Origin of the sequence: Paenibacillus soyae, from assembly GCF_024623455.1 — a bacterium.
Taxonomy (GTDB): domain Bacteria; phylum Bacillota; class Bacilli; order Paenibacillales; family Paenibacillaceae; genus Pristimantibacillus; species Pristimantibacillus soyae.
The window spans coordinates 303,527-319,916 of sequence record NZ_JANIPJ010000001.1 but is presented as its reverse complement, the minus strand read 5'-3'; the positions used below and the strand labels follow the sequence as shown (position 1 = coordinate 319,916).

At 51.9% G+C, this 16,390-nt stretch carries 16 protein-coding genes and 1 riboswitch; of the genes, 8 read left to right on the top strand and 8 right to left on the bottom strand.

Going from position 1 to position 16,390, the window contains the following annotated elements:
- Window positions 1-38: 38 nt before the first annotated feature.
- The 4 genes from NQZ67_RS01435 to NQZ67_RS01420 form a co-directional block, all read right to left on the bottom strand.
- Window positions 39-1,394, bottom strand: a complete 1,356-nt coding sequence (locus NQZ67_RS01435; RefSeq protein WP_257442065.1) for a dicarboxylate/amino acid:cation symporter — start codon at window positions 1,392-1,394, stop codon at window positions 39-41.
- Between the two features lie 342 nt (window positions 1,395-1,736).
- Window positions 1,737-2,525, bottom strand: coding sequence for a metallophosphoesterase (locus tag NQZ67_RS01430; protein WP_257442064.1), 789 nt, complete (start codon window positions 2,523-2,525; stop codon window positions 1,737-1,739).
- A gap of 15 nt (window positions 2,526-2,540) precedes the next feature.
- Entirely contained in the window at window positions 2,541-2,876 is a 336-nt protein-coding gene (locus tag NQZ67_RS01425) for a PqqD family peptide modification chaperone (RefSeq protein WP_257442063.1), read from the bottom strand.
- The gene (locus NQZ67_RS01420) at window positions 2,866-3,288 is read right to left on the bottom strand and encodes a hypothetical protein (RefSeq protein WP_257442062.1); all 423 of its coding nucleotides are present in this window, start codon (window positions 3,286-3,288) and stop codon (window positions 2,866-2,868) included. The genes NQZ67_RS01425 and NQZ67_RS01420 overlap by 11 nt, the downstream gene beginning before the upstream one ends.
- Window positions 3,289-3,686: 398 nt before the next feature.
- Here NQZ67_RS01420 and NQZ67_RS01415 point away from each other — a divergent pair, with 398 nt between their 5' ends.
- The 7 genes from NQZ67_RS01415 to NQZ67_RS01385 all read left to right on the top strand — a co-directional run bounded on the left by NQZ67_RS01415 (window position 3,687) and on the right by NQZ67_RS01385 (window position 9,850).
- Entirely contained in the window at window positions 3,687-5,633 is a 1,947-nt protein-coding gene (locus NQZ67_RS01415) for an asparagine synthase-related protein (protein ID WP_257442061.1), read from the top strand.
- Between the two features lie 42 nt (window positions 5,634-5,675).
- A complete protein-coding gene (locus NQZ67_RS01410; protein WP_257442060.1) occupies window positions 5,676-5,813 on the top strand; it encodes a paeninodin family lasso peptide in 138 nt (45 codons plus the stop codon).
- A gap of 109 nt (window positions 5,814-5,922) precedes the next feature.
- Window positions 5,923-6,858: a phosphoenolpyruvate carboxykinase (ATP) gene (locus NQZ67_RS01405; RefSeq protein WP_257442059.1), complete on the top strand. Its 936-nt coding sequence runs from the start codon at window positions 5,923-5,925 to the stop codon at window positions 6,856-6,858.
- Window positions 6,855-7,166 carry a lasso peptide biosynthesis PqqD family chaperone gene (locus tag NQZ67_RS01400; RefSeq protein ID WP_257442058.1) on the top strand — a complete coding sequence of 104 codons (312 nt, stop codon included), beginning with the start codon at window positions 6,855-6,857 and terminating at the stop codon, window positions 7,164-7,166. The genes NQZ67_RS01405 and NQZ67_RS01400 overlap by 4 nt, the downstream gene beginning before the upstream one ends.
- Complete coding sequence (locus NQZ67_RS01395; RefSeq protein ID WP_257442402.1) at window positions 7,144-7,581, top strand: lasso peptide biosynthesis B2 protein; 438 nt, start codon at window positions 7,144-7,146, stop codon at window positions 7,579-7,581. Before NQZ67_RS01400 ends, NQZ67_RS01395 begins: the two co-directional genes overlap by 23 nt.
- A 27-nt stretch (window positions 7,582-7,608) precedes the next feature.
- The gene (locus tag NQZ67_RS01390) at window positions 7,609-9,417 is read left to right on the top strand and encodes an ABC transporter ATP-binding protein (protein ID WP_257442057.1); all 1,809 of its coding nucleotides are present in this window, start codon (window positions 7,609-7,611) and stop codon (window positions 9,415-9,417) included.
- A 97-nt stretch (window positions 9,418-9,514) separates the two neighbouring features.
- A complete protein-coding gene (locus NQZ67_RS01385; RefSeq protein ID WP_257442056.1) occupies window positions 9,515-9,850 on the top strand; it encodes a helix-turn-helix domain-containing protein in 336 nt (111 codons plus the stop codon).
- Between the two features lie 13 nt (window positions 9,851-9,863).
- On the opposite strand, the gene NQZ67_RS01380 is transcribed toward NQZ67_RS01385, so the two are convergent.
- The 4 genes from NQZ67_RS01380 to NQZ67_RS01365 form a co-directional block, all read right to left on the bottom strand.
- Window positions 9,864-10,025 carry a hypothetical protein gene (locus NQZ67_RS01380; protein WP_257442055.1) on the bottom strand — a complete coding sequence of 54 codons (162 nt, stop codon included), beginning with the start codon at window positions 10,023-10,025 and terminating at the stop codon, window positions 9,864-9,866.
- A 15-nt stretch (window positions 10,026-10,040) separates the two neighbouring features.
- Window positions 10,041-10,124: riboswitch (cyclic di-GMP riboswitch) on the bottom strand.
- Between the two features lie 99 nt (window positions 10,125-10,223).
- The gene (locus tag NQZ67_RS01375) at window positions 10,224-11,285 is read right to left on the bottom strand and encodes a glycosyltransferase family 2 protein (RefSeq protein WP_257442054.1); all 1,062 of its coding nucleotides are present in this window, start codon (window positions 11,283-11,285) and stop codon (window positions 10,224-10,226) included.
- Between the two features lie 31 nt (window positions 11,286-11,316).
- The gene (gene galE / locus NQZ67_RS01370) at window positions 11,317-12,354 is read right to left on the bottom strand and encodes a UDP-glucose 4-epimerase GalE (RefSeq protein ID WP_257442053.1); all 1,038 of its coding nucleotides are present in this window, start codon (window positions 12,352-12,354) and stop codon (window positions 11,317-11,319) included.
- Between the two features lie 568 nt (window positions 12,355-12,922).
- Window positions 12,923-13,420, bottom strand: coding sequence for a hypothetical protein (locus tag NQZ67_RS01365; protein ID WP_257442052.1), 498 nt, complete (start codon window positions 13,418-13,420; stop codon window positions 12,923-12,925).
- Between the two features lie 126 nt (window positions 13,421-13,546).
- Here NQZ67_RS01365 and NQZ67_RS30265 point away from each other — a divergent pair, with 126 nt between their 5' ends.
- Complete coding sequence (locus NQZ67_RS30265) at window positions 13,547-16,372, top strand: right-handed parallel beta-helix repeat-containing protein (protein WP_306812643.1); 2,826 nt, start codon at window positions 13,547-13,549, stop codon at window positions 16,370-16,372.
- The last annotated feature ends 18 nt before the right edge of the window (window positions 16,373-16,390 follow it).

Here is a 16,390-nt window from a genome sequence, read left to right as displayed (position 1 = left end):
AGCCGAACGTCCAAGGGCGTTTGTCTTTTCTTACGCTATTACGCGGGATTAAGCTCCATTTCGTCTTCTTCCCCGCGATTGAACGATTCGCGGTCGAACTCTCCCTCCGAATTCGCAACAAGAAGCGCCGTAACTGTCGTGCCCGTCGCATTCACCGCGGTGCGGCCCATGTCGATGAGGGACTCGACGGCGACAACCAGCGCGATCCCCTCCAGCGGCAATCCGATGGCCGTAAGCACAACCGTTGTCGAGATCGACGCAGGTCCCGGCACGCCGGCCACTCCTATCGATGAAATGACGCTCACCAGCACGATCAGCACATAATCCGTCATGCTAAGCGTGATGCCGTACACTTCCGCCACGAAGACGGATACGACAGCCGGCCAGACGCCGCCGCAGCCGTTAAAGTTCATCGACGCGCCAAGGGGCGCGACGAAGCTTGCGATTTTGGGCGACACGCGCAGTCGTTTGGTGATGACCTCCAAATTGATTGGCAGCGTGGCGAAGGAGCTTCGCGTCGTGAACGCGACGGCGACCGTCGGATACGCTTTTTTGAAAAACTTGATCGGATTCACCTTGGCTACGAAGGACACCAATCCGCCGAACACGAATACGAAATGCAGCAGCAGCGCGATATACGATACGGCGATCAGCATCGCCAGCGGTTCAAGCGTCTCCCAGCCATACTTGGCGGCCATAACCGCGATCAGCGCGTATACCCCGTACGGCGTAAAACGAAGCACGTATTTCACGACCTGATGCATGATGTCCGTCGCGGAAGCGATGAACGCCCTGAACGGCGCCACGGCCTCCGGCTTTTTGCTGCCGACCTTCACCACCGCTATGGCGATGAACAGCGCGAAGATCAGAATCGGCACGACCTTGCCTTGAGCCGCGTCATTAATCGGATTGGACGGCATTTGGTCCAGAATGACTTGGAAGAAGCTCGGAATTTCCCTTGCTTCGAAGCCTTCCGGCTGCGAGGCGTGGAAACCCGCTCCCGGATTGACAAGAACCGCGACCAGGAGGCCGATAATGGCCGCTACGCCCGTCGTGCCGAGAAACCAGCCAATGGTCTTGAAGCTAAGCTTTCTTAAATAGTTCATATTCGTTATGGAAATGATGCTGTTGATGACAAGCACGAACACGAGCGGAATTACGATCATTCGGATAAAATTAATGTAGATGGAACCGATCGTCGCAACGCCTTCCGTCTCCAAGGCAAAGTTATTGAAGATCAAGCCGGCGGCAAGGCCCAGGCCGAGAGCAAGCAGCACGCGGGTGCCGAAGCCTACCCGTTTCTTCGCAAGCACGTAGAGCAAGCCGAGCAGAACGGCCGAGATCAGCAACGAAACGCCGTTCGTTTCGAATGCGGTAATCAGATTATTTTCCATGACTCATTCATCACTCCTTCTAGATGTTCAATACTAAGGATTTCCAATCTCCGCTCCAAATAAAAAAGAGATTCCCCGAAATAGGAAATCTCCGCTCGAACGGTCGATTATGTATGAAAAATAATATCAACGCTCATGCGAGCAGTCAATACTTTTATTATTTAAATCAAGTTCAAAAAGTTCAGTTTTCAGCACCGAGAAGCTTGGATGAAGCTAGAAACTGAGGAACGGAGCGTAGTGGAGCTACGTGAGCACCGGAAGTTTCGGCTAAATTCAAGATTCGATGTCGAATATACTCCATGGTATACCTCGTGATCAAAAGTGGACTTTTTGAACATCATCTTATAGCTCATGCAACGTCACTTCGCTCCGTACCAAAAAACGGACATTGATACCGGCCTGGCCGATTCCTTTCGAAATATAGAAGGGTCCGCGGTCATGACGGTGAAGCCCCTTGTAAATACCCCGCGCGGGGAGCGCGCCCTTATGTTTGAATTTGAAAAAAAACGGGATGTTGAACTGCTTGCCGTGCAAATGGCCGGACATAAGGTAATCATAGTCCCTTCGAATCTTCAGCACGACGTTCGGGTCATGCGTGATGACGATAATCGGCTTGCCCGATTGCTCGCGTACCCGTTGGAACGACGCTTCGGCGCGGCTATGGCCGGTGCTGTCGTTGTCGATGCCGACCAAGTGGAACTGAGGGAGCTCCAGCGATTCGTTGCGCAGCACTCTTATTCCGTATTGGTCGAATAGACCAACCATCCGGCTAATCTTCGCCAGTTGATGGTCATGATTGCCGAGCACCGCGTATACGGGAACGCCTACGCCAGCGATCGCGCTCAAATAACGGCCGAGCTTCGGAAAATCCGCCAACGTATGCGTATAGTCGCCGGTAAGAAAGATATAGTCCGGCTTCTCTCTCTCAATAACTCTTCGAAGCTTGCCGCTTGATATTCTCAGCATGTCCACATGCAAATCGCTGATCTGCAATACTCGAATGCCAAGTCCAAGCGGCTCCCGAACTCTCTCCACCTTGAGCCATTGCGCAGGGAATATGAACAATAAATAAAACAAAACGGCTCCCGCGGAAGCCGTTCCGATTATAGCGGCGATATCATGCATGCGCATCTTCCTTCTGCTCGTCTATATACCGAATCGAATAAGCTGTTCTTCTGATAGTTTAGCAAAAAAAGAGAACACTTGCGACTCGCACGTCATGCGGTCTACGTCGTATTCCTCCATTAACCGGTCAACGACGTATCCGACGGTCGCCGGCTCCTGCACAAGCTCCCATATTCGGCTGCCGGGATAGCCCAGCTCATAACATTTGTCGAGCGTAGTATTCAGCAGAGCGATTCCGCGGATCGGATCGGTGCAGGCGCTTTCGATAACCTCCTTATTCCGAAGAACAAGGAGGCTGGACGCCAGGCACAGCGGATATGGTTCACAGCCCATCATCACATCGCGATTAGCTTCCATGGGCCATGACCACTTCCTTCGCAGGTTCGCTCGGACCGTTCATCGCCTGACTAATAACAGACAGCCTATTCCGGTTCCACTCCGAGTCTCCGCGCTGCTCGAACAGCGCATTCATTCCATAATAAAGGATGCATTGCTGAAGACGTTCTTCATCGGCACCGGCAAAAGGCGAAACGACGACGCGCTCCCCGTTCAATATGCGAAGCACCCCGACCTCCGGTATACAGACGGTCGCGATGGACGGGCTCCAATCCGAAACAAAACGTCCCGCATCTAAGCCGTTCTTCAGGAACGGATCGATACGAATCGTAACATCCGGCTTGCCGGCGCAGCGTTCGGACCGAAGCGCAGAGGGCATCGGCACCTCGCTTGTCAACGACAATCCTTTGACGGAGTACCAGCATAATGGCATCCTTTGGTCACCTCGATACCTAGACTTTAGAATGATATCGTTCTTAATTAAGAACATAATCGGATTCTATCACTCCTCCTTAAGCACTGTCAATGCCGCTTGACCTCATGAGACTAGACGACCAAATATTTAATTTTATAAAAATGAAACCTCCCCCGTTTCTGACAATATTTTGTTGACAATGAAATAGCGAGATGATAACCTAAAGGCAGTTCTCAATAAAGAACAAAAACTCGGAAAATCATTCACTATTCAGGTATGAAACCGACTTTGAGCGCATAGGGGCTTCGTCTGCGAGCTCCAAAGCGATTGCGCATAATTGTTCTATATCAAGAACGTTTTGTCTATTATACTGTATGTCTGTGCACATGTCACGTTAGTTGACTTCAGGAGGTCCCATGAGCGCGATTTGCTGCCTTCATCATCTTCAATCTCAGCCGCTTCCTACCGGGCTTGGCCCGGCTCTCATGGAGAAGCTTGCGCATTACCCTGCCGATTCCATCGACAGCTGGCAGGAACGGGACGTGTTCCTTGGCTGCCACGGTCAATGGATTACGCCCGAAGCCCGTGACGAGAAGCTCCCCCGCTATGACCGGGACCTGCAGCTGGCCATCACGTCGGATGCGATTATCGATAATCGAAGCGAGTTGTTCGCCAAGCTTCAAGTGCCCGCAGCGGAACGTGGGGGGATGACGGACAGCAGGCTTCTCTTGCTCGCTTATCGCAGATGGGGACAGGAGATGGCCGAGCATCTGGTTGGCGACTTCGCTTTCATTATCTGGGACGGACGCGATCGCTCGCTGTTCGGGGCGAGAGACTTCTCGGGAACGCGCAACCTCTATTTTGCCGAGAGGAACGGGCTGGTTGCGTTCTGCACGGCCATTCGTCCCTTGCTTTCCCTGCCCGGCATCGATCGCGAGCTGAACGAGGGCTGGATCTCGGAATTTCTGGCGATCCCGATAACGACGGAAGCCGTCGATCTGTTCTCGAGCGTGTATAAGCACGTGCGCCAGATCCCGCCCGCTCACTGCTTTACGATTAGCGGCGGACAATTGACGTTCCGCAGATACATTACGATCAGACCGGGTGAAAGCCTAAAGCTGAAGTCGAACGAAGAATACGAGGAGGCATTCCGCGACGTATACCGGGAAGCGATCTCCTCCAAGCTTCGCACCTTCAGGGAGGTCGGAGCCAACCTTAGCGGCGGACTCGATTCCGGATCGGTCGTCAGCTTCGCGGCCAGGGAGCTCAAGGAGCAGAACAAGACGCTGCACACGTTCAGCTATGTTCCCCTGGAGGATTTCCAGGACTGGACGCCGCGCAGCCGGGTTGCCAACGAACGCTCTCTTATTCAAGAGACGGTCGGCTATGTAGGGAATATTCGTGACCGGTATTTCGACTTTCCCGACATGAATCCCTTGTCCGAGGTCGACGAATGGCTCGATATGATGGAAACACCTTATAAATTTTACGAAAATTCCTTCTGGATGAAGGGCATATATGAGCAAGCCAGCCAAACGAACGCGGGCGTGCTGCTGACGGGAAGCCGCGGCAATTGGACGGTCTCCTGGGGACCCGTCATGGATTATCAAGCCGGGCTCATGCGGCGGTTCAGGTGGTTCAAGCTATATCGCGAATTCAACATGTACAGCAATAATTTGGGGGCTAACCGGTCCAGGCTGTATCGCTATCTCGTGAAGAAAGCCTACCCCGGCCTCGCCAAGAGACTCTCCCGGGCGCCTCAAGAAGAGGATCCTATCGTTCCCGATCTAATTAATCCCGAGTTCGCGAAACGGACGAACGTGTACGAACGGCTCGAGCAGTATGGCTACGACTTCTGGGGGCAATCCTCGCAGGATGTATACGAAGTCAGAAGAAAGCAGTTCGAGAAGCTCTATTATTGGACGATTACGGGGACGGTCGGCTGCAAGCAATCCTTGCGGCACAAGCTATGGGAGCGGGACGCGACCAACGATCTGCGGGTCATCCGGTTCTGCCTCTCCGTGCCGCAGGACCAATTCGTTCAGAACGGCTACGGCCGATCCTTGATCCGCCGATCGACAAGCGGTTATCTGCCGGACAGCATCCGGCTGAATCAGAAGGTCCGCGGCATTCAAGGAGCGGATGGGCTCCACCGGATTTTGCCGATGTGGCCGGCATTTATCGGCGAGGCCGAGCAGCTGGTCGCGGATCCGGAGATGAAGGACTTCCTCAACATGCAGGAGCTCACGAAGGCGCTGGAAGCCGTCAAGCATTCGCCGGACCCGAAACGCGTATTCGATACCGACTTCCGCATCCTTATGCGAGGCTTGATCTTCCGCCGTTTCGTCCGTAAGCACGCATGACGGACTCCGACTCCCATTCGCCGCTTGAAAGGAGGTGATTACATGAAAAAAACATGGCAGCAACCTCAACTGGAAGTGCTTAACGTAAACCGTACGATGGCGGGCCCTGGTATCGCGAAACCGGATGCCGTTCAGCCGGATCCGGACGCTAACGAGCACGACGTCGTCAACTACAGCTAGTCCAACAGGCATCCTCGCATACGTCAGAGAAGGATGCCCTTGTACATTGCTATAAGGGCATCTCCTCCTGCGCCTACCTTCTTTCCGAGTAGAGGTGATCTTCGTGTTAATGGTTGACAGCAACTACGTATACCGCTCCTTCGGCCTGCGGATCGATAGCGAAATCCCGCTTCCCGAGCTGCCGCAATGCCTGCCTGGACGGGATGGAGAGTCACCGGATCTCGTTATTTCCAAGCAAAACCTTACGGCTGTCTGGCAGTCCATAGAATCGTCAAGCGAATACCTCGCGACGCGGGGCGAAGCCGTCTACGTCAGAGTCGCGGATACCGGCATCTTCGGCATGGAGAGCGGCCGCTCGATTTCGGTCTCGTTGTTCCCCGAAGCGAATCCCGATAAGGTCCGGCTCTATCTGCTCGGGACATGCATGGGCATCATTCTGCTGCAGAAGCGCATTCTCCCCCTGCACGGCAGCGCGATCGAAATAGGCGGCAAGGCTTATGCCATCGTCGGCCAATCGGGGGCCGGCAAGTCTACTTTATCCACTTATTTGCTCGATCAAGGCTATCGTCTGCTTAGTGACGACCTTATCGCCGTTACGCTGAATGAACAGAATACGCCTATTGTTACTCCTTCCTATCCGCAACAGAAAATTTGGCAGGAGACGATCGATCTGCTCGGGATGTCTTCCGCCGGCTACAAGCCGTTATTCGAAAGAGAAACGAAATTCGCCGTCCCCGTCGCCGAACGGTTCTGCCATGAGCCGCTTCCGCTAGCCGGCGTATTCGAGCTCGTCAAAGTCGAACGCGACGCAGCGCTGATCCCGATCGATGGGATGGAACGATTCCACGTGCTGCTTCAACATACATTTCGCGGTTCTCTTGTTCAGCGCCTTGGTTTAATGGAATGGCATTTCGGAACGCTCGCGCGTTTCGCGAACCGCCTTCCTATGAATCGGCTGACCAGACCGCAAGGCCGGCCATGCGTGCGAGAACTGGCAAGCCTGCTTCTGCAATCCATACCCGATGAAGGAGAGTCGATCCAATGAAACCATCATTAAATGAATTCGATGTCATTACGTCCAGCAAAGAAAACATCGTCAGCGACATGGGCGGCGAGAAAGTGATGCTGAGCGTTCAAACCGGCAACTATTACAATTTGGGGCAAGTCGGCGGACAAATCTGGGACGCGATCGCGGAGCCGATTGCGATTGGCGACCTGATCGAACGACTAATCACCGAATTCGACGTGGAGCGCGCGCAATGCGCGGAGCATGTCTTCGCGTTCCTCGATCATCTGATGAAGGAAGGGTTAATCCTTGTTCATTCGCAGAATGAGAGCATGGCTGGCGCTTGATAGGCGCACTCTCCTCCTCTATCTCGAAGCGTATATTTGCCTGGGGCTGGCGCGAATCCAGCTCTATCGGCCGTTCGCAAAGGTAGCGCCGACGCTGGGCGTTCGAATGGAAGTGACAACCGAGACATGCGACGACCTGCTGAAGCGGCGCCAAATCAAACAGATCGCAAGCGCGGTCGATATCATGAGCCGACGCACGATCTGGGAAAGCAAATGCTTCGTTCGCGCCATCGCGAATATGAGAATGCTCGCAAGGCGGGGCATCGAAAGCACTTTATATTTAGGGACGGGCAAGGATGAGCATGGCCGGCTGGCCGCGCACGCTTGGCTTCGAAGCGGTCCCATCTACTTGAGCGGCGCGGACGTGATGAAGGATTTTGTTGTCGTGGAGACGTTCGCGAACAAAGCGTGTTAGGGCCGATAGACCCGGGAGGAGAGCCGTATGAAAGCCATTATGCAATTTTTGAAGGAGCTGCATCAGTTTGCGGGTGCCGCCCTATATCGGAATATGCTGGGCATGGTGACCAGCAGCTTCTTGGAGAGCATCGGCGTCCTGCTGCTCGTCCCGCTGCTCGGCCTGATCGGTCTGGTCAGCCTGGACATGGGAGGCGGCTACTTCTCCTGGGCGGCGGGCATGCTTGACGGCTTTGAACCGTTAGCGGGACTCGGTATTGTACTAGGCATCTACGCCTTGGCAACGATTGCCCACAGCCTTATTCATCGCCGCGTCATGATCCGGAACGTAGAGCTGCAGGGCCAATTCGCGAAGAAGCTCAGGCTGGAGGCCTACCGGGAGCTGCTGCAAGCGAACTGGCCCTTCTTCTTGCGCAAGCGGGGCTCGGATATCGTCAACGTTCTGACGATCGAGCTCGCGCGCGTGCTTGGCGCCGTCAACACCTTCCTGCAGCTGGTCGCATCCGTCATCTTCACCCTCATTCAGATCGGCATCGCCTTCTGGCTGTCGCCGCTTCTCACATTGTTCGTCCTTGCTTGCGGAGCCGCGCTCGCCTTGGTGTCGCGCCGTTTCATCCGCAGCGCCAAGCAGCTTGGCAGCCAAACCTCGCAGCACGCCCAACATTATTTGGCCGGCATCACGGATCAGATCAATGGGATGAAAGATATTAAAAGCAATACGATGGAGCTTGCCAGGCTGGAATGGCTGCAGGAGCTCTCGAGCAGCATGCTTCGCGAGCAGGTCGCTTACGTGAAGCTTCGGATGAACTCGCAATTCGTTTACAAGGCGTCGTCCACCCTGCTTATCGCCGCTTTCATCTTCGCCTGCTTCGCCATGTTCCGGACGCAAGGGATTCAGCTGCTTACCATCACCGTCATCTTCGCGCGGCTGTGGCCGCGATTCACCTCTATCCAATCCAATCTGGAAACGCTGTCCTCGATGATTCCGGCCTGCAGAGCCGTCCTGGAGCTTCGCGAGGAATGCCGCGCATCCTCAGAGCGAACCGAAGCGATGGAGAATACAGGCGGCGGCCGACTGCCTGTCTTGAATGAAATCAATGTTAGGAACGTCAGCTTCAAGTACGACAAATCTGGCTCCGACTATACGCTCAAAGGAATGAATCTGCGCATCAAAGCGCATTCGACGACCGCGATCGCGGGCGCCTCGGGCGCCGGCAAGAGCACGCTCATCGATCTGATTATGGGATTGATGCGTCCCGACGAAGGTCATATTCTCGTAGACGGCGAGCCTCTGAACGACCGCAATCTGCTCGCGTACCGGCGAACGATCAGCTACGTTCCCCAGGATCCGTTTCTGTTCAATGCGTCGATCAAAGAGAATATGGAGCTGATGGCGCCAGGCGTAACCGAAGAAGAGATATGGGGGGCTTTGGAGTTTGCATCCTGCGCGGAGTTAGTCAGAGGATTGCCGCAAGGGCTGCATACCGTCATTGGAGACCGGGGCATCCGGCTATCCGGGGGCGAGCGCCAGCGGCTCGTGCTTGCGAGAGCGATCGTCCGCAAGCCTAGCATTCTCGTTCTTGACGAGGCGACTAGCGCCCTCGACGCGGAGAACGAATACAACATTCAAGAAGCCATCGACCGGCTCAAAGGGTCCATGACCATCATTATCGTTGCCCATCGCTTATCGACTCTGCGCGGCGCCGACCAGGTATACGTCATCGGTCAGGGCAGGCTCCTCGAGCAAGGCGCATTCGATCAGCTCGCCGCCGATCAAGGCGGGTATTTCGGCAGATCCATCCAGCTGCAAACCGGCTCGCAGGCCTCTTCATTCTAGGACCGGGCCGATTCCCAGCTTTTTTCTTCCGTTGTAGACTTAGATTCGTTATAATAGATGAAAAAACATGCATCCAGCAGTTACGGAGGAGTCAGCCATGATCGGACAACGTATACAGATGCTTCGCAAACGAAAAGGCTTTTCGTTAACCGAGCTGTCCCAGCGTGCTGGAGTCGCCAAATCGTATTTAAGCTCGATCGAACGCGGACTCCAGCAAAATCCTTCCATACAATTTCTCGAAAAAATTGGCGAGGTTCTGAATATACCAGTCGAGGAGTTCGTGAATAGCGACCAATCCGAACGTGCCGTTGCCGGCTTGGATCGGGATTGGGAGGAGTTGGTCCGTGAAGCGATGGCTTCCGGTGTCAGCAAAGAACAATTCAAAGAGTTTCTCGAGTTCAACAAATGGAAATCGAATAATAACCGCGAGTAGCGCTGTATACGTCTTATACAGCGCTTTCCTGTATAATGGTTTGCCCTTCCTCTTGAAGGATACGCAGTACCTTGCTCACTTCTTCTACCGTGAGACCTTTCGCGCGAGCGCACAACATCAGTTCTACCCACTCCGCATCCAATTCCTGCTGGTTGTCCGATATGACTCGATTCATCCTTGATATCCCCCATTTCGTCGGGGCCGGTTGCACCACTGACTCCATGCGTTTAAGGTGCCCAGATACTAAACGCACTTCACCGTCTCCCTTTTCCATTTATGTACCACAAGATGTATATTATCCTATCGCCCATGCACATGCTGTCGATTTTTGTACCTAAATTTTGGGAGATTCCCTCTCAATTTGTCGAATCTGTCAGAAGGATAGAGATGCGACCGCCTTCATGATCAATCTTCTGGGAACGGCCTTAAAATAGTTCGTTTTCCCTAGTCGGTATAACGATTCGCAGTCTGCTTGCAGAATGGATCGGATAAAATCCGGACAGAAGGAGCCGGCTGCTTTTTCGTCATTCGCGCAATCCAGAACTTCGAGCTGGTTGCAGTAGCGCTTAATCGTCCGATGCCGTTCTTCCTTCGAAAGAGAGCTGAAAAACAAATAGTGCACGCAGGTCATTAGCGTGTTCAGCAGCATCACCCTCGCGCCGAAGAGATGGCTGATCTGATCCTCCTGGCGATAATACGCCTCGATCACTTCTTTTTGGATCCGGTAGCCGTTCACCATATCCTCGAACAAATGCGGCATGTACCGGCTGGTTGCCCCCCCGATTCGATAATAGTAGTGCCGCTCGGGAAGCAGGTGAATCGATCCGGCTTTCAGGAACATCTCCAGATTGAAGAACAGATCGTCGCCGAAGAAGCGGACGCGCGACGAATAGGAGCCGCCCTCCCGCAGCAGCTCGCGCTTGTAAAGCTTCCCGTGGAATTGAACCGGGAATGGATGGCCATGAAGAAAAGCCGGCACGAGCTCGCTTCGTATCTCGGGTTCGGCGAGCACCCTTTCCGCTTGACAATAAGGGCTGGGAGACACTTTGCGAAGGAGGCCGAAGCTGCCCGCGACCCGCGTCATTTCGCTGACCACGATATCCGCTCCCGACCGAACCGCCGTTTCGTAAAGCCGTCGAAGCGCGTGCTCGCCGATCCAATCATCCGAATCGAGAAACGCAACGTAAGGGGATGCAGCGAGCTCGATCCCCTTCTTGCGCGCTGCCATGCTCCCCATTCGCTGCTGGCTATGCATTTGTATACGGCCGTCTTTTGCCTGATACGACTTGCAACGCTCGTAACTCCCGTCCGTGGATCCGTCGTCGATCAGGATCAAGCTCCAGTCGCTGAACGACTGCGCCCGAATGGATCGGATGCAGCGACGCAGTTTGCTTCCGGCATTATGGACCGGCACGATCACGCTAATCTTGCTCATGGGCAGCGGCTCCTTCGCATCAGTCCCCGTCCTATAGGCGCTGTGCAACAGGCTCGGGCACCTTATAGCCTCTCGGATTCATGGACTGCCAGCGCCAAGTATCCCGGCACATCTCGTCGATCCCTCTCTCCGCTCTCCAGTCCAGCTCCTCCAAGGCCTTCTTCGTATCGGCATAGCATACGGCAATATCGCCGGGTCTGCGGTCCGCGATTCGATAAGGAACCGGGCGGCCGGAGGCCTGCTGGAACGCCGAGATCATCTCGAGCACGCTGTAGCCTCTGCCCGTGCCGAGATTATACGTATGTACCCCTCTGACATGGGCAAGCTTCACGAGCGCTCTCAAATGACCGTCAGCGAGATCGACGACATGAATATAGTCCCGGACCCCCGTGCCGTCCACCGTATCGTAGTCGTCGCCGTAAACCGATACCTCCGTCAATCGTCCGACCGCTACTTGCGCGATATACGGCACCAGGTTGTTCGGGATGCCGTTCGGATCCTCCCCGATGCGACCGCTCTCATGAGCTCCCACCGGGTTGAAATAACGCAGGATGCCGACGCTCCACTCCGGACTCGCCGCAGACAGGTCCTGAAGCATTTGCTCAATCATTTGCTTCGTCCGTCCGTACGGGTTGACCGCTCCGATCGGAGCGCTCTCGTCGATCGGAACCTGCTTCGGCAAGCCGTAGACCGTCGCCGAGGAGCTGAACAGCATTTGCCGGACGCCGTTTTTCTCCATCACTTCGCAAAGCGTCGTGGTGCTCATCAAATTGTAATGGTAATACTTCAGCGGGTTTTGCACCGACTCCCCCACTGCCTTAAGTCCCGCAAAATGGATAACCGCTTCGATCTCGTGTTCTTGGAACACCTGATCCAGCGATTCCCTATCCATCAAATCGATGAAGTAGGAGGGAAAGGTGCTGTTCGTTATTTCGGACACCCGCTTCAGCGCCTCCGGATGGCTGTTCGATAAATTGTCCACTACCACGATGTCGAAGCCCGCATTCAGCAATTCCACGCATGTGTGGCTTCCGATGTAACCTGCTCCGCCTGTAACGAGAATGGCCATTGTCGATCTCCTCCGCAACCTTTAGTGAGAACGTTTTTGCGTTCCATTCGTTCTTTATAAAGAACATTATAGCAGAGGTTATTGTTTTTGTCTTCAATAACGAACAAATAAGACGCGACTTGTTGGTTTCTATTTGTCTTTACTTGTCCTCATTTAGATTGCATCGGTATCCTTCCACACCCAAATATCTACTAATTCGGACCTCTCATTAAAGCCATAGAAGACTGTTACCGATGTAGTAAAGTATAAATTGGGTAAACTACTGTATTGCCCTATATGGACGCGAATAGACTTAACTCCTACTTCTACATACGAAGGTTTACCTGGGGGAGTAACCCCATGTTCATGATTGATGTACCATATCTCCCACTCACCTTTTGATTCAATATATCGTACAACTTCATCCATCGATGTCCCTACAGGTGTTTGGTTCAATAATTCCCTTTTTAACTGAACATCAGAAGCCGAAAGCGGGTTTATCAACGCCCTGACGATCTCAAAAATTACGGTTAGCAATAAAAACATGACAATCGTATAAACGGTTCGCTTGATACTTACCACCTCCTCGTTATAAGAAATTGTAGATTTCGTCCGCGCCAATATGCATTGGAGAAAACTCTTTTATAATTTGAATAAGCTCAAAAACTTCGCTATTTGTATGAGTATGATCAAAGCTTCTATAACGCTTTCCGTTTATTAAGACTGTAAAGTACGCGTTACCATCCACATCCGCTTTCCAGGAGCCGTCAGAGATAAACCAATCTTGCCAGAAGGCTTGGTTCGCTTTTGTTTTTATCATCTTTAAATCTTCTTCAGGAATCATAACTTCTTCTTTTTGGTGCACTTCCTCTAACCATCTGTCCCGATAATAGCCTCTATGTCCGCCTTGTCCAAGAAACACTTTTAACTTCCCGGATTGCGATAAAGATAATACGTACACCGATGGACTATCTCCTTCATAATTTATTCTAATATCCATCAGTTTTTCATCGTTGAAACTCCAGGTAAAATAAGCGGTAGTTGCGGCAATTATGAATGCTAGTAGGACAATTAGTATCTTTTTCATTCAATGACTCCATTCATTTTTACCGGAATAGTGATCGATCTTCTGAACGGGTACTCGCACATACGCATTTATAACTTCAGACATATGTTAGTACATATTGATAAATATTAGAATTGAGGTGGTTTTATGGCTGAAAATGTTAATGGCTATCTCATTTTAAACGGGCAACAGATTCAAGTATACGATGATTCTGAAATACAGGCGGCAATTGGTCAAATCTATGATCCTACAACAAATAGAATAAGAGCTTCAGCGCTGCCGGAAGGCGTCGGCACGACACCGGGTCCCGCTGGACCAGCAGGGCCACAGGGGCCGGTTGGTCCTCAAGGACCGGCCGGGCCGCAGGGGCTGAAGGGGGCCACGGGAGCTCAGGGTCCTGCAGGACCGCAAGGACCGGCAGGGCCAGCAGGTCCGCCCGGGCCGCAGGGGCCGCAGGGGCCTGCCGGCACAGGCAGCTTGAGCGCTAACGGTTATGCTTATACGATTGAATTATCCCGATGGGGAATTCAGGCGGGATTGCCGGACAAACCGTATACCGCGTCGGATTTCCAAATGGCGAACGCGAATGTGCTCGGGATCAATAACGCGATGAAATGGGCGGTTGAAAACGGCTACAAAGAAGTCATCTTGCCTCAAGGCCCCTACGCCATCTGTTATCCAAATCCGATTCTGATCACCTACGACTATTTTACTTTTGACTTTAACGGTTCAACCTTGAAGGTTATCTATGATTCGGACCAAAAATCGCCGTTCGATTCGCGGGCTAACGCGACGGATTATTATAACTTCCCCGGATCGTATTCGGGTACACCGGACGGAATCAGCTTACAATTCCAAGACGCAAAACATTCCCACGTCAAGAACCTAACTCTTATCGGCTGCAAGGCCGATCGCAGCTTCTCGAATGCCGCCGAAGCGAAGGTAGAATGGACGCACGGCATTCAATTAGCTAGAAGCACCGCATTTTGCACCGTTAGTCATTGCACGATCAGCAGCTATATGGGTGACGGAATTTCAATCAATAATACCGCCGCATCCGAATATGCCGAGTTTTCCTTAGGATTAACTGCGAATGAAGTTGATGCTGCGGGAGTGTTGATTCCTCCGACGAATCAATCGATGGTGTCACAATTTATTAATCTTCCAACTACTTCCTATGACAGTTTCCTAATTGCAGGAGCAGGATATACCCGCCTAACGGCGCTTAACGTAAAAGAAGTCGATGTTATTTATTACAATGCCAATAACGAATATTTATCGCGCTATTCCAACAAAAGAATCTACACTCCAATCTCAATACCACCTGATGCCCGCAAGTTCAGGCTGCTCTTCCGCAATGAAACGAATGCCTTCAAAAACATGCAAATTACGTTAAAGTATGGACTAACTCCCCATTACAATACGATTGAAAATAATGAAATTTATAACACACACCGCGGTGGAATTATGCTCGGCGGCAATTATAACGTTGTTCAAAATAACAGCATCCATGATGGGACGGGGCTACTCGACAGGAAGCCGCTATTTCCAGATTCTACTCGTTACGGTATTAACCAGGAAGACGCCTATGGTGATCATTCTATCATTCGGAACAATTTGTTCTATAATGTAAATCACGGTATTCTGATCGGATGCTGGTCCGCCGAAATTCATAACAATCTTTTCTATAACCTGACTGGCATAGCCGTCAATATTTACATCATGCAGTCCGTTCATATTACGCAGAATCAAATGTACCGCTGTCAGACGGGAATAGGTTTAATGACGGCAAATCTTTCAACGGCAGTCGTCTATATCGAAAATAATATATTAGCTTACGTAACTACCCAGTCGTTAAACGGAGTCGGATACGAAGTCTGGTTTGAACGCAACACTCTAATTGACGTTAATACGTTCTTTATGCAAGATGATGAAAAACAAATATGCCGCGGTAATCGTTTCTTCTGGACCGGCAATTTCTCCGGGATACCTTTTGTCACCGCCAATCGAATCGAATCATGCATATTTATTGGATTGGTCGCTCAGAGAGAAGCGTATTTAAGAGTGTATGAACACATCGGAAGTGTCTTTAGCAACATTCATGCCCGATTAGAAACGAGAAACCAAACGACCAAGTCGGAGTCCGTGATGATCAGAGATTGCAAATTCACGAACAGTATCCTTAGCAATCGCGTTTATTTAATGAAGCAACGGCATGTGGATATTCGGTTGAGCAAATTAACCGACTCCATTCTGAAGATCGGAAATATTAACACTCCCGATCAAAGTGCAACGACTACCGTCACGGAAAGTGAAATCGTGTTAACGACATCGTCCTATTTAATTCTTAACGAATCCAATTCCGGACATGGTTGGATCGAAGTTAATAACAGCTCCATTCAAATCAACAATGCTGCTTTCGGATATTTTGTAAACAATGTTTACCTCTCTGCCAACACCGTAAGTATTTTCCTGAAAAACAATGAGATCACTTATACTGGCGCTACTCCACTTGTTCTTCCTAACTTCTATGAACAGACCAAAAAAACGTCGATCAGAGTCTTCGTGAACGCCCGGAATCAGTATTTGAACATGGTATTGCCGTCTGGAGAAGCAGGCCGCTATGTAGATTACGATCCAGCCATCGAAGGATTGGCACCTCCTTCTACCGGCTATTGGTTTAAAGGTGACACTTATGGTAACGCCGCTCCTGTTGCAGGAGGCTACGCCGGCTGGATATGCACGACCCAAGGATTCGCGAGCGCAACGCCATGGAGAGCCTCTACAGCGGTTCGGATCGGCGATCAAATCAACGCTGGCGGCAGAGTATATGAAGCCCGGACATCCGGAACAACGGGAAGCACTCAACCGCCATGGCCAAACACTTCAAGAGGGACGGTCAGTGATAATGGAGTGACTTGGCAGGAATCAGGAGTACTGGCTCAGTTTAGGCCGTACGCTCCAATCAGCTAGATTTTCAAAAAGAAAAGG